At 45.0% G+C, this 14,730-nt stretch carries 9 protein-coding genes; 6 read left to right on the top strand and 3 right to left on the bottom strand.

Annotated elements, in window-relative coordinates:
• Positions 1 to 208 precede the first annotated feature (208 nt).
• Positions 209 to 2,374, bottom strand: coding sequence for a DUF2298 domain-containing protein (locus EO95_RS09405; RefSeq protein ID WP_048134156.1), 2,166 nt, complete (start codon positions 2,372 to 2,374; stop codon positions 209 to 211).
• A 388-nt stretch (positions 2,375 to 2,762) separates the two neighbouring features.
• On the opposite strand from EO95_RS09405, the gene EO95_RS09400 reads away from it, so the two are divergent.
• The gene (locus tag EO95_RS09400; protein ID WP_048134154.1) at positions 2,763 to 4,202 is read left to right on the top strand and encodes an aldehyde dehydrogenase; all 1,440 of its coding nucleotides are present in this window, start codon (positions 2,763 to 2,765) and stop codon (positions 4,200 to 4,202) included.
• A gap of 210 nt (positions 4,203 to 4,412) precedes the next feature.
• Here EO95_RS09400 and EO95_RS09395 read toward each other — a convergent pair whose 3' ends face one another.
• Positions 4,413 to 4,682 (bottom strand): DUF3303 domain-containing protein, encoded by a 270-nt coding sequence (locus EO95_RS09395; protein ID WP_048134152.1) that lies wholly within the window; start codon positions 4,680 to 4,682, stop codon positions 4,413 to 4,415.
• A gap of 861 nt (positions 4,683 to 5,543) precedes the next feature.
• Here EO95_RS09395 and purL point away from each other — a divergent pair.
• The 5 genes from purL (at position 5,544) to EO95_RS09365 (ending at position 13,193) form a co-directional block, all read left to right on the top strand.
• Positions 5,544 to 7,691, top strand: coding sequence for a phosphoribosylformylglycinamidine synthase subunit PurL (gene purL, locus EO95_RS09385; protein ID WP_048134148.1), 2,148 nt, complete (start codon positions 5,544 to 5,546; stop codon positions 7,689 to 7,691).
• A gap of 354 nt (positions 7,692 to 8,045) precedes the next feature.
• The gene (locus EO95_RS09380; protein ID WP_048134146.1) at positions 8,046 to 9,182 is read left to right on the top strand and encodes a glycoside hydrolase family 57 protein; all 1,137 of its coding nucleotides are present in this window, start codon (positions 8,046 to 8,048) and stop codon (positions 9,180 to 9,182) included.
• Complete coding sequence (locus tag EO95_RS09375) at positions 9,179 to 10,369, top strand: glycoside hydrolase family 57 protein (protein ID WP_048134144.1); 1,191 nt, start codon at positions 9,179 to 9,181, stop codon at positions 10,367 to 10,369. Before EO95_RS09380 ends, EO95_RS09375 begins: the two co-directional genes overlap by 4 nt.
• 44 nt (positions 10,370 to 10,413) lie before the next feature.
• Positions 10,414 to 11,220: a V4R domain-containing protein gene (locus EO95_RS09370; protein ID WP_048134142.1), complete on the top strand. Its 807-nt coding sequence runs from the start codon at positions 10,414 to 10,416 to the stop codon at positions 11,218 to 11,220.
• The gene (locus EO95_RS09365) at positions 11,217 to 13,193 is read left to right on the top strand and encodes a glycoside hydrolase family 15 protein (protein WP_048134140.1); all 1,977 of its coding nucleotides are present in this window, start codon (positions 11,217 to 11,219) and stop codon (positions 13,191 to 13,193) included. The genes EO95_RS09370 and EO95_RS09365 overlap by 4 nt, the downstream gene beginning before the upstream one ends.
• A gap of 172 nt (positions 13,194 to 13,365) precedes the next feature.
• Here EO95_RS09365 and serS read toward each other — a convergent pair whose 3' ends face one another.
• Positions 13,366 to 14,631, bottom strand: coding sequence for a serine--tRNA ligase (serS, locus tag EO95_RS09360; protein ID WP_048134138.1), 1,266 nt, complete (start codon positions 14,629 to 14,631; stop codon positions 13,366 to 13,368).
• Positions 14,632 to 14,730 lie beyond the last annotated feature (99 nt).

The following is a 14,730-nucleotide window of genomic DNA, read 5'->3' as shown; positions in this document are numbered from 1 at the left end:
TTTTGAAGCATATTTATGAAAAGTATTTATGAAACAATGTTTAGAATACTGAAATAAATGATATATTTGGTCTAAACAGCAATTTTTTTGCCTGAGCCAGTTTTTCTCTGAAAACAGACAACTATAATAACGGACAAATAACAACGGACAAATTACAACGGACAAATAACAACGGAAAAGTAATAACCGACAACTATAAGATCCTTTTTTATGGGCTCTTCTTTAATTTATATATTGTGACTGTATCCCGGTAAACCGGTTCAAAATATGTTTCATTCTCAAATTTATCCAGTTTTATGGAATACATCTGCCGTTCAAGCTTACCGATATACACATAGCTTACGTTATATTTATCCATAAGCTCCAGGGTTTTCTTTTCATCGCCAGTGGAATAAATCGAACGGACATCTGTGATTCTCTTTCCCACTTCTTTGTGGTTTCTTCCCCAGAACCGCTCGTGCCTTGCCCACCCGATAACTGTAGGGAGCCCGGTATTTGCAGAGACCCTGGATGTATAACTGTAACTGCTATCATCTTCAGAAGCTTCAAGAACTACCGGAGAGCCTTCAATATTTTCCTGCATCCATTGTATAGCATTGTAATCTCCCCTGTCCAGTTCCTTCATGTATTCCATTCCGTCAAGGGCAGGCTCGGCATTCATATCAATTATTCTTGTAATGGTTGATACTACAGGAAAAAAGGCACAGGAAATAACCAGTAGCACAAGTACAGCTGCCCATACTTTTTTTACATAGGCTCCTTTCAAAAGCATTCTATTTCCGGACCTGTTCCCGTAAAAGGAACGAAGTTCATAGTACGAATATGAGGCTGCAATAGCAAGGAAAATCCATAAATGCATATAAAATTTGAAAACCGTGTTCATACGGGCAAAATCGCCTGAAATGGGATCATCAAGGTAAATAATTTCGCAGAGAAGGGCAATGAAGGCAGCTGTTGCTATTAGAAGAAATACAAATCCTGTCGAGCTTCTTTCCGGAAGATCCTTCAGGAATAAAAACAGGGGAAGTGCAAGCAGGGGAAAAAGAACCGCAAGCAGGGGAATAGACCATGCCGCAGAAAGCAGTGTTGAGGCTCCAGCAAAAAGGATAAAAAATCCGATTTTTCGCCTGGAGTCAAGGCGAGTTACAAGGAAAGAGAAGATCAAAAACAGGAAAAGTCCGAAAAGGATCAGGAATTTATCAAGCGTTGTCCTGAGTTCCGGCACAACAAAATCAAATCCTCCTGCCGCCTGAGGGCTAAAGGACAGGTAAAAGGGCAAATATGGCAGAAAGCTGAAGACCGATACAAGAATGACTGATTTGGAAAATTCAGCAACAGAACCGAATAAATTTCTATTATGAATATAACGCCCGTAATAAAATGCAAAGATAATAAAAAGGGCCAGGCCGAAGTACACCGGAAAGTCCCAGGAATTGGATGGGAATAAAAAACCCAGAGATATTGAAAATGTAATAAATGCCAGGCTATTTTCAAAGATTGAGTTCTCACTTTTCCTTAAATATATATTCAGGAGAAATACAAGCACAAGCAACTGAAACGGGATTGCAAGCATATGAGAGTGCAGGTCCCCATGTATGAAACTGAAATACGGGAACTCGTTTATCGTAAAAGGAATAACCCTCGAACTGCTCCAGTAGTATCCCCTTGAAACCTGCTCCTTGAGGACATACATGGATACGAATTCTATAAGTCCCTGCAAATTTCCAAGCAGCATCCCGGATCCCGCAGTAAGGAGTCCATACCTTATTTTCCCATGAGTCAGGTTATACCCGATGCCGAAAAAGATGTTGAAGGAAAGAGCAAAAGTAAGTGCAACTGCCAGGTTAAAAAGTATGGTAGGTTTTACAGCACTGAGTTTTCCCAGAGCACCCACGGAAAGATACCCGAAATAATAGTAAAAATCCAGAAACCCGCCCGCAAACCAGGGATCTGCCGGAGGAAAAGAGGAAGTCTTTATTACTGCATTTAAAAAAGCAAAGTCCATAAATTTCTCGTGCATGTATATTTCCGGAAGGTGCACGCGTACAAGTAAGAAAAAAAAGAACCCTGTGAGGAACACGAGTTCATTGACGAGCAGAACCTTTCTTTCGGGAAAAATCTTCTGTTTCCGATAAAGGCCAATTGAAAGCAGGCAAAGAACAAGGAATGAGATCAGGATTGTGTTACGGTTAAAGCCCCACATGTAAGAAAAGATCCAGGAAAAATAGGCGACAAGTATAATTCCCAGAGGTTTTGCTGCCGAAATGCCTCTATCAGCCAGCCTGTTTCCAGCATTTCCAGCAAGTGGAATCGCAATCAAGCCCAGGATCTCTATAATAAAAAACCATAGAATTACTTGAAGGTAATCTGACACTGTTCTCTGTACCTGCCTGTGATATTCATTCTTTTAGCTACTGAAAAATTGCAGTTCGTAAAGTAAACTCACACGTCATATCCTGAAAAATGCCGTTTCTGAAGTATCTTTATCCCCATAAAAGCTTATCTGGAGTCCCACTTCTATTCTCCAGAAGAGTCTCAAAATACTCCATAACTTTTATACTAAGTGACCCACAAATCCCGTTTTTTGAGTCTGTCAGACGATCCTGTATTGATACTATGCAATTCGTAAATATACTTATATTTCTGTCGAACGGGAATTTGTTTTTCGTTTAACTCTCACTATATTCTTTGCATTACACTTCCAAACTATTAATTTACAGATATAAAACTCTTTGTTAGCTTAAAATAGGTCTTTGCAAATAATGGTAGCTATGAAAATGCAGATCAACGGAAAAGCTGTAGAAGCATGTGGCAGCGAGTTTTTTGATGTGAAAAATCCTGCAACAGGTGAACTTCTCGAACAGGTTCCCCAGGGCACAGAAGAGGACGTAGCTGCGGCGGTTGAAGCTGCTTCATCAGCTTCCGCGGGCTGGGCTTCCACATCTCCGCAGCAGAGGGGAGGAGTTCTTTACAGGGCTGCAGGAATTGTCCGGCAGAGGAAGGATGAGCTTGCTGCCCTGCTTACGCAGGAACAGGGAAAACCTCTTGCAGAAGCCAGAAACGAAATAGAAGGTTTTGCCAGCGTCCTTGAATATTACTGCGGACTTGCAGGCAGTCTACGAGGGGACTTCATTCCGGTCCCGGGAAATGGGTATGCTTTTACCGTAAAAAACCCTATCGGGGTCTGTGCAGCCATAATTCCCTGGAACATGCCTGCTCTGATTATGGGCTGGAAAATTGCCCCTGCTCTGATTTCCGGGAATACTCTTGTGCTGAAGCCGGCAAGTAACACTCCCCTTACAAACCTTACTCTAGCTTCGATCCTTAGTGAAGCCGGGCTGCCTGCAGGTGTGCTGAATGTGGTTACAGGGCCGGGGGAGACAGTAGGAGAAAGTCTTGTTCGCAGTCCGGAGGTAAGAAAAATATCTTTTACAGGAGAAGCCAGAACCGGAAAACGAGTAGCTGAACTTGCAGCCAGCGGGATGAAAAGGGTTACTCTTGAGCTGGGGGGAAGTGACCCAATGCTTGTGTGTGACGATGCCGATCTCGAAAGTGCTGCTGCCGGAGCTCTGAGAGGGAGGTTTTACAACTGTGGTCAGACCTGTACTGCTGTCAAGAGACTTTATGTTTTTGAATCCATAGCTGAAGAATTCATACAAAAGCTTGAAACCGGCGTCAGGAACTTAAAAATCGGAAATGGGCTGGACAAAAATACCAGTATAGGACCTCTTAACAATCGCCATCAATGGGAATATATAAAAGAGCTTGCAGCTGAAATCGAGGAGAAGGATGCAGGCAGGATAATTACCGGAGGAAAAGTACCTGCATTCAAGGGTTCTGAGAAAGGGTATTTCTTTGAACCTACCCTTGTTTCAGACGTACCCGGAGACTCCAGACTTTTGAAAGAAGAGGTTTTTGGTCCTTTACTGCCCGTGGTGACGGTAAAAGATCTGGATGAGGCAATAGAGGAGGCAAACCGTACCAGTTACGGGCTTGGTGCGTCTATCTGGACAAAAGATTTAGACCGGGCACGAGCAGGGTGTGAACAGTTAAATGCAGGGATTATATGGGTCAACCAGCACATGAAGATAGCCTCCGAAGTTCCTTTCGGGGGAGTTAAGGAGAGTGGTTTTGGAAGAGAAAATGGACCTGATGCTCTTTCTGAATATATGGAGACAAAAACAGTACTGTTAAAAACCTGAATGTTAAAGCTGAACGTTAAAGCTGAATGTTAAAGCTGAACGTTGAGTGTTAAAAGGTCCGGTGTTAAAGATTTTAAGGTTAAAAAGTTGAAAACTAAAGACCTTACAGACGAAGCAAAAACAGAAACTATAAAATAAAGATTTTCGATGAGCCTTAATCAGCTGGCTCACCGAGTTCCTTTAAGTAAACTGATGTATAATCTTTGCAGCTTACTTTTTGTACTTGGGCAGAAGCTGCATGAATTCGGAAGCTTCCATTACAGGGACACTGTCAATCATGCAGATATCGGACCAGGGCAGATTGAAGGCTCCGTAAGCCTCGGAACTTTCTGCTTCATAAAGAATGTAATAGCGGTTTCCGGAAAGGTCAACCCACTGGTTGATAACATCAATTCCGTCAGGAATTTCCAGTTTCTTAAAGTGTTCAAGGATCTTATCGCGATCCGAAGGGTCCCAGGTACTAACGTCCATGAATAACATCTTTTACCACTCCTTTTATTTTATGCCGCCCATACCCCTTCCCGGAAGCTCAGGCAGCTTCTGTTCAGCATCCGGGTTCTTTTTTGAGAGCTCAGCCTTAAGGAAAACATTTGTATGGTCCCCTCTGCCATCCCCTTACGGGTATGACCTGTGTGCCCCCAAAAAACCGGTTTACGGCAGAAATTCAGAACGTTTTTTAAGTTTTCTCTGCCTCTCCTTAATCTGCCACTCCCAAATCCCCATGAGTGACAAATCCGGTAAGGCAGGCAGCCATGCAGAAAGAAGTTCTGCAGGTACAGACAGTATAATATCATCCCTTAGGCTATATAATAGTTCGTCCGAAGGGATTGTTTTGACAGAAGGATCGCAAATTAGCTCTTAAAATCCCTTATCTAATTTGACACCTATTTCTTTAAAAGTATCTCCCAAATGAATTCTTATTTCCAACTTTATTTTGCATTTCTGTCAGTACCAGCAGTCGATAAAAGACTCGTCTCTGATGTTCTGGTTTCTCAGGGACATTCGACCTGTTCTTTCCTCTCATTCTCATATGAAATTTGAGTTTGTTTTCCATTGGGGCATGAACATCTCCGCCGATTCTCCACTTTTTATTTACCCAGCGATTGATTCTTTCCTCTTCATCTCAATACTTTACAGTGTTTATGGCTGACAGCTACTTATTTTGCAGAACCTTTTTCCTCTCCGGCTTAAAGAAATATTTATCTAATCCCTGTCCCTTTATGTCCGCATAGTCTATTAACGCTACATTAACGCTACATTGAAACCCCTGATATTTCAGGGAAATTATAAGAAACTAAAGCTTCGGCATCCAAATGAGGCTTAAGAATCAGAGGCAAGGCAATGTTACCTGAAGAAGACCTGAAGATTATTAAAAAAGAACTTGGGAGAGAGCCTACCCTGGTAGAGCAGGGCTGTTTTTTGAATATGTGGAGTGAACACTGTTCCTACCGCTCAAGTGCCCATCTCCTGAAAACCTTCACAACCACGGGCGAAAACGTTCTTATCGGTCCCGGAGATGATGCTGCAATCATTAAATTCGATGACGAATATGTGCTTGCCATAGGCATGGAAAGCCACAACCACCCTTCATATGTAGATCCATATAACGGGGCAGCTACCGGTGTGGGAGGGATCGTGAGGGATATTATATCCATGGGAGCCCGTCCGATAGCCCTTATGGACCCGCTTTATTTCGGGCCTCTGGACACTCCGAAAAACCTCTTCCTTTTCGAGCAGATCATTAAAGGAATCGCAGGGTACGGGAACTGCATAGGAGTGCCCGTTATCAATGGCGAGACGTTTTTTGACCGAAGATACAGCGGAAACCCGCTGGTAAATGTTGTTGCAGTCGGGCTCTGCAAGGAAGAAGAAGTAATGACCGCCCGCTCCCAGAAAGCCGGAAATCAGCTCGTGCTTGCAGGTTCTGGCACCGGGAAAGATGGACTTGGTGGAGCTTCCTTTGCTTCCAGAGACCTTTCCGAATCAGCTGAAGCCGACGACCGTCCGAGCGTCCAGGTCGGAGACCCATACACCGAAAAGCTTGTCATGGAAATGACCCTGGAAGCCATAAGAAAAGGATATGTAAAATCCTGCAAAGACCTTGGTGCTGCCGGTCTTGGGGGAGCAAGCTCGGAACTGGCTGTGAAGGGCGGACTGGGAGCACGCATTATTGCAGATGCGGTTCCGCAGCGCGAACCTAACATGAATGCATATGAAATCCTGCTTGCCGAGTCCCAGGAGCGCATGCTCTTCGAAGTGGCTCCTGAAGATGTCGATGCAATACTTGCCCTGGTCCAGAAATATGACCTGAATGGGGCTGTGATCGGATACCTTACAGAAGAGCCCACATATACGGTAGAGTTCAAAGGGGAAATCGTTGCCGACATCCCAATTGGTTTTCTGACCGGAGGAGCTCCGACCTGCGCGAGTCTCGTAGAAGCCCCCACACGAAGGGAAGAAGGCAAAAAACCGGAAACTCCAGAAGACCTTAAAGCGGTTTTCCTGAAGGTCCTGTCTTCCTACAACATTGCCTCAAAGGAATGGATCTACAGGCAGTATGACCACGAGGTTCAGCTAAGAACCGTTGTCAAGCCCGGAGAAGATTCCGGAGTGCTCAGGATTACCGATACAAAAGGAATTGCACTTTCCTGCGGTTGCCAGCCCAGAGCCACTCTTCTTGACCCCTATACCGGAGGAAAGACTGCAATTATCGAAAACGCCATGAATCTTGCAGTAAAAGGTGCAGAGGGCCTGGCTATTGTAAACTGCCTTAACTTTGGAAATCCGGAGCGCCCTGAAATCTACTGGCAGTTCAAAAACGCCGTACTCGGGCTTGGAGACGAAGCCAGAAGGTTTTCAATCCCGGTGGTCGGAGGGAACGTTTCTCTCTATAACGAGAGCGATGAGTTCAAAACTGCAATACCTCCTACTCCCTCGATAGGTATGATAGGGAAAGTGGATCTCGAAACGCCTCTCCCATCAAGTTTCTTTGCGAATACCGGAGACAGCATTATCCTTGTAGGAGAGACAACCCCTGAAATGGGAGGCTCCGAATACTATGCCTGCATGGGATCTGAAAATGCCGGAAAGGTCCCCGCAGTCCCGGAGAACTCCCCTGATGTTATAAAAGCCATAATCGAAACTGTTAAAAGCGGAAAACTAAGTTCTGCACATGACCTTTCCCTTGGAGGGATCGGTGCAGGGCTTGCAAAGATGTGCAGAAATCTGGGTGGAAAAGTAGACCTCAGCGAAGCTGCAGGAGAAACGCAGGCGGAAGAATTCCTGTTCTCAGAAGCTCCCGCAAGGGCACTGCTTGCAACTCCCGAGCCTGAAGCTGTACAGGAACTTCTTAAAGGCGTGCCCCACGCAGTAATCGGCAAAGTGGGAGGCGAAACCCTTGAAATCAAAGGCAAGAATTTCGAGGTTTCCCTTTCCTTAAATGAAATCGCAGAAGCTTACGGCAGCCTTACCAGATTCATGATGGGATGATTACTTCATCCCCTCTTTCTTTTTAGTCCGGTGCTTTTATTGATTTGTTGTATGCTGTTTTTAGCCTATTGTCTGTATATTGCTACGATCTACGCAGGAATCCCTTCAATATACTATCTCTCTTAATTGCGTTACTGGCTTGTAAGTTGTTTTTAATCTGGTTGGCAGGCAGGCCCTAACCCCCGTACGGCGCAGGAAGAGAAAACTGAGAAATTCCTTCTCCGGGTTCCGGCTTAGATCCCCCCAATTAACCAGGAATCAGCTTTTTTGAATCTGATCAATAATTCCGTTATTAGGCAAAAGACTGAAAGAAACAATAGTTTTTAGTAGGTTTCCGCACAAGATTCTTTTGTTATGAAAGCCGTGTGCATGTGTCTGGGAGTACATCTGCCTTACAGTCCCAAATGGTACTGGCCTGTGGAGGGTTTTTCCGGAGTGCCTGAAATGGACAGGTATTTTGACCGAAATCAAATTTTTTCAAGGCTCTTGAAAACAGGGAGAGAATTTCTGCGCCTTAATGATTTTTTTCTAGAATCCATTGAAAGGGGGGGAAGCTATGCCTTTGACCTTTCAGGTCCTTTCCTGGAACAGTGCAGGTGGGACCCTGAACTTCTTGAATCTTTCAGGGAACTTTCGGAGAGTCGAAGGGTAGAGTTTACAGGAAGCTGCAGTTACCATTCCCTGAGTGCCCTTTATCCTGACCTTTCCTGGTTTAAAGAGGAAGTAATGAGTTACAGGGAAATGCTCAGGGAACTGTTAGGAGTAAATCCCAGGACTTTCGTGAACACAGAACTTCTGTACACGGAAAGAGTAGGAAGTATACTTGCAGATATGAGTTTCAGGTGCCTTATTGCCGAAGGGTCAAGAAACATTCTGGATGGATGCGATCCTGTCCGTGTTTTTGAAAACCACCTTCCGACTCTTCTCAGGCATATAAACCTCAGTGAAGACCTTGAACTGCGCTTTTCCGAAAAAAACTGGGAAGGTTATCCTCTGATCCCGGAAAAGTTCGCAGACTGGATTGCAGGCATGGAAGGGGATGTCCTGACCCTTTATTTAAATTACACAAGCCTCTGCCTTCACCACAGGAGCAAGAGCATGATAGCCGATTTTATACGGGCTTTTCCGGAAGCCCTGAAGAGCCGGGGCATTGAAATGATCACACCTTCGGAAGCAGTAAGCAGGTTCAGTCCTTTGAGACTTTCTACCCTTGGGACAGAACAGACAATCCGTTACGGAATGCACAATGCTGTCGGAAATCATGCGCAGCAACTCTACCTGAGAGAACTGGTAAGGGTAGGGGAAGAACTTGCAGAAATTAAAGAAAAACCGAATTACCAAAAGTTGAAGCATCTTTTCGGCTACCTCCAGCAGAGTGAAATCCTTTTTTCAATGAATGCTGGAAACGCCCGGGAAGGGTCTGAAAGGGCTGTGAACTACTTTTCCATTCTCTCTGATTTAAGAAGAGCCATTCTGGAGGAAGGGGCATGACCTCTCTCTGCATGTACTTTCAGGTGCATCAGCCTTTCAGGCTGCGCAGGTTCTGGCCTGATGACAGGTCTGGTTTTTTCCGCTACTTTGATGAAAGAAGCAACAGGGAGATTTTTGAAAGAGTGGCCCATAAATGCTACATCCCTACAAACAGGGCTCTTCTGGACTCTCTCGACGAGCATAAAGGAGAGTTCAGGTTTTCCCTTTCGATTACTGGCACACTGCTCGAACAATGCGAACTCTGGGGAAAGGAGGTGCTTGAGAGTTTCCGGCAAATGGCAGAAACAGGGGCTGTGGAGTTTCTGGATGAGACCTGTTATCATTCTCTCTCAAGCCTTTTTGATGACAAAACAGAATTTATTGAAGAAGTGAAGGAACACCAAGAAATGGTTTTCGACCTCCTTGGAGTTAAACCTCAGGTATTCAGAAACACAGAACTTCTTTACAATAACTCCATAGCAAAGGTAGCTTCCGAGCTGGGTTATAAGGCAATTCTTACGGAAGGTGCAGACCACATGCTTGAGGGGAGGTCTCCTAACGTACTTTATAAGGCAAAAGACTCAGGGTTACCCATTCTCTTCAGGAACTACAAGCTGAGTGACGACATAGGGTACCGTTTTTCGGCAAGGTGGTGGGAAGGATATCCACTTACTGCGGAGAAATGGGCCTCGTGGGCTTCAGGGGTTAAGGAGGATTGTATCAATGTTTTTATGGACTACGAGACGTTCGGAGAACACCAGTGGGAAGAAACCGGAATTTTTAATTTCCTGGAAAAACTGCCTGCAGAAGTCCTCAAAAACGGTCTGGAATTCAGCACTCCTGTAGAGGTTGCCAGAAAATATTCCCCTGTAGCCGAGATCGATATTGGGGACTTTTCGACGATTTCCTGGGCTGATATGGAACGCGATACCAGCGCATGGCTTGGAAACGATATGCAAAGGCGTTGTTTTGAAGAGATGAAATTGCTTGAGCCTTTTGTGAAAAAAACAGGAGACCCCGAAATCCTGCGTATATGGAAGCACCTGTTGACTTCGGACCACTATTACTATATGTGCACCAAGTGGCTCGGGGATGGAGACGTGCATTCTTATTTCAGTGTTCACTCCACACCCTTCGAGGCGGCAGTAAACTTCATGGCAGTACTTATGGACTTCAAGGCTCGTGTATTCAGGAGCTTAACGCAATAACTTAATGAAATGTATACATATAGGTTCATGGGAGTTTGAGTCACATGGTTAGGGACTTATGCATGTTTGCAGGATTTAATGAAGATTCGCAGATTGTATGGTTCAAGGTTACTTATTCGAAAGAGCCTGGTTCTTTATCTTTAATAACTGATTTTCTTGAAAAAGAGAATGCATTCGTTATGTTTGGTCACATTGACAACATTACACAGGAGACTGGAGAATACTCCATATTTACAGAGCTTAAGAAAGATATGGATATAGAGAATCTTGCTCGAAAAATAGGAGAACTGGAAGTTGTAATTGCAGTGGAACACGGGATTTCAGAATTCGGGATGATTTACTCTGTTGATTTCCCCCTGAATGTCATAGGTGTCAGGGGAGTTATGGCAAGGGCACTCACAATTGTAGATATCATCAAAACTCTTAATCAGAGTGTGCCACATGCAGAAGGGCTTCTTACCCTATCCGGACTGCGGGGGGGAAGTCATGCTGCAAAATATTTCAAGAGTATAATGCCTATTAATAACAGCAATTTCGCAAGCATGCTTGCAGAGTTGTACAGAGCTGTGGGCTGGGGAATCCTGGAAATTGACTGTAACCCCGAAACCTATGAAGGAAAAATCATTGTTAAAGACTCGTTTATAGCCGATGTTTACGGAGCATCGGACCAGCCGGTATGTGCCTTCATGAGCGGATACTTTGCGGGTTACCTTACCGAGTATTTTGGGAAGAACATAAGTGTGAGGGAAGTCAGCTGTAAAGCCACAGGAAAGAATTTCTGCGAACATGTAATCTCACTGGCTCCCTCCAGCGCAAGCCAGGAATACCAGCTCAGAGGGGACACACGGTGATCAGACAACCGAATGTCATTCTCGGAAATGACGAACTGCTTGTGACAATGGGCAGAAAGGGAGATATTTTAGGCTTATTTTATCCCCGCAGAGACCATGCCCAGCACGTAGAAGAATCCCTTGCCTGTATCCATACAGGGGAAAAACTTCTCTGGACAAACGATAACGACTGGCATTCTATTCAGAACTACATAGAGGATACAAATATCGTATCCACAAAACTCTACCACGACTCCGGAATAAGGATCTCGATTCTTGACCTTGTGCATCCTGAAGTGCCCGTCCTTATCCGCAGGTTTAAGGTGCAGTCCCAGCAAAAGATGTCGGGAAAATTCTTTTACTATTCGAATTTAAACGTAGGGGAAACTTCCAAGAAAAACTCCGGATTTTGCGATACGGAAGCTCGCCTGCTTGCACAGTACTGGCAAAATTACTATATAGGAATCTATGCCCTGCCGGAGTTTACGGAATGGCAGATCGGAAAGGCAATGGATACCATATGGTGGACAAATTCCAAATACGATATGGAAGACGGAAAGCTGCAGCGTAACAAGGAAGATATAGGGAATATCAACAACGCTGCTGGCTGGGACCTTGAACTGGAAGCTGACGGGGCAAATGAGTTTGTAATCTTTATTGGAGCTGCATCTTCCCGGAGCCTCCTGTATAAAAGAATGTATGAGTTATCCAAAATGCCCCTGGAACACATCTTTGAAAAGACACGGGAACACTGGGTGATGTGGCTATCAAAAAAACACGTGCTCAAGATGCCAGGACTTGAAGGGCATAATAACCTGCGCCAGGAGTTATTCAATGCATATAACCGGGCTCTTCTCATGCTTTATCTCCTGAACGACCGTGAATATGGGTCTTTCGTGGCTGCTCCGGAGTTTGACTCCAATTTCGAGAAATGCGGAGGATACGGGTTTTGCTGGAACAGGGATACCTCGGAGGTTGTGCTTGCTCTCAAGCATTCCGGATATCCCGAGTATTGTGACAGATTTTTCAAGTGGTGTATCCGGGCCCAGCTCCCCGATGGTTCATGGTTCCAGCGTTACTGGCTCAACGGAGACATAGCTCCTTCCTGGGGTAATTTTGACTATTCAACCCAGATAGACGAGACCGGGTCCACACTTCATGCCATGGATGTGTATTACAGGATTCTCGAAGGCCTCAAAAAGGTTGAATTTCTGGAAGAGGTCTGGGTCTCCGTGCTCAGGGCTGCCGAATACCTGATGAAGAGGACCAAGTCCGGGCTGCATGAAAGCTGTATGGACCTGTGGGAGACTTATTACGGAGTTTTCACCTATACCAATGCCTCGATCTATGCAGGGCTCATGGGCGCCTCTCACCTTGCGGAAGAAAACGGTGAGTCTGGCATGGCAAGACGCTGGAAGAAAAGGGCGGAGTTCATCAAGCAGGCTACAATTGACCGGTTCTGGCTTCAGGAAGGCTATTTTGCAAAAGGAATCATTAATGAAAAACTGGATAAAACGATTGATGCAAGCGTTCTTGGAGCTTATATGCCCTTTGGAATGCTCTCCCCGAAAGACCCTGTGGAAAGGGATATGATTCTTTTCCTGATAGAAAATATCCAGAAAAAGCTCTCAATTCCTATCAATGCGGGTAATGGAATCAAACGTTACGAAAATGACAGTTACATCGACGGAAATCCCTGGATAATAACCACTCTCTGGCTTTCGGAGGCTATGTTTGCCTTTGTCCTCGATCTCCCCAATGGAAAAGAGGGACCTTATGCCGAAGATGTGAAAAAATTGACCGATGAAGGGGTTAAATGCCTGAGATGGGCTCTGGCCGGAGCAACAAGCACAGGGCTTCTCCCTGAACAGGTGGACAAGTCTACAGGAAAACCAGCATGGGCAATTCCTCTTGGCTGGAGCGGTTCTCTCATGCTTGACAATATCCTTCTCCTTGATAAGATTTGCAGAAGAAACGCAGGAAATCATGAATAAGGCTGAATATATGAAAAAATAAGTACTGGAAAAAAGAAAGTAAGGGAGTCCGTTAATTACTTTATAAAGGCAAGGATTTGCTCCTAAGAACGTTCCTCAAAGTAATTGACGAGCTGCCGGCTTTCTCATCGAATTCCGGATTATATGGTTTTTTTAAAAGTAATCCACAAGCTCAAACTTTGCTGATTTCTTCGGCCCCTCTCATGTACGGCCTGAGGACTTCCGGAATCTCTACGCTGCCGTCCTCACGCTGGTAGTTCTCCAGTATCGCAACGACGGTCCTGCCGACAGCAAGGCCTGAACCGTTAAGCGTGTGGACGAACTGAGGACCTTCAGGGGTTCTGAAACGGATATTGGCTCTTCTGGCCTGGAAGTTCTCAAAATTCGAGCACGAGGAGATCTCCCGGTACTTTTTCTGTGCGGGTACCCATACCTCTATGTCGTAAGTCCTGGCCGCCGAGAACCCTATGTCGCCAGTGCAAAGGCTTATGACACGATATGGTATCTTCAGGAGTTTGAGAATCTCCTCAGCATCGAGGGTGAGTTTTTCGAGTTCTTCATAGGATGTTTCCGGCTTCACGAATTTGACAAGCTCAACCTTGTTGAACTGGTGCTGGCGGATGATGCCTCTTGTATCCTGACCATGTTTCCCTGCCTCACGCCTGAAGCAGGCGGTATATGCTGTAAGTAATACCGGCAGATTTTCCACATACTCGTCCATGAAGAGGTTGGTCACCGGGACTTCCGCGGTCGGTGCAAGATAATAGCCGTCAGCGCTGCATACATACATGTCATCTTTGAACTTTGGCAGCTGCCCTGTGCCGGTCATGGCTTTTTCATTGATAAGCACAGGCGGCAGAACTTCGAGATAACCCTGATCGGCGTGTACATCAAGCATGAAGTTTATGAGAGCTCTTTCAAGTTTCGCGCCCATGCCTTTATAGACTGTAAAGCCCTGGCCTGCTATCTTTGTTCCTCTCTCAAAGTCGAGTATATCCAGCGCCTCCCCTATCTCCCAGTGAGGCTTTGGAGTGAACGTAAATTCTCTTGGCTCTCCAACTACCCTTACAACCGGATTGTCATTTTCATCCTTGCCTATAGGCGTCATGTCAGAAGGGATATTGGGGATACTGAGCATTATTTCATTTATTTTTGATTTATAGTCGCGTATCTTATCATCTATTTCTTTAATACGATCATTGATGCCCTGCATTTCGTTTATTTTTGATAAAGCATCTTTATTTTCCTTCTTAAATTGCGCTATCTCGCGGGTGACCACATTGCGTTTATGCTTCAGGCTATCACCCTCGGTGATACAGTCCCTCCAGGCCGCGTCATATTCAAGAAGGCTATCTATAAGCTCGGTGCCCATATTCCTGTTAATAAGAGCACGCCCAACTATGTCGGGGTTATTACGTACAAATTTGAGTTCCAGCATGTTAAGCCCGAGATATCCTGCATGTTAGCTAATATATATTTTGCTATTTTCAGGCTGTAAGCCTGTCTAAAAAACAGAAAACTGAATTAATTAAGAAAA

Source organism: Methanosarcina sp. 1.H.T.1A.1 (genome assembly GCF_000979295.1).
Classification (GTDB): Archaea; Halobacteriota; Methanosarcinia; order Methanosarcinales; family Methanosarcinaceae; genus Methanosarcina.
The sequence above is the reverse complement of the archived record's forward strand: the minus strand, read 5'-3'. Positions and strand labels throughout refer to the sequence as shown.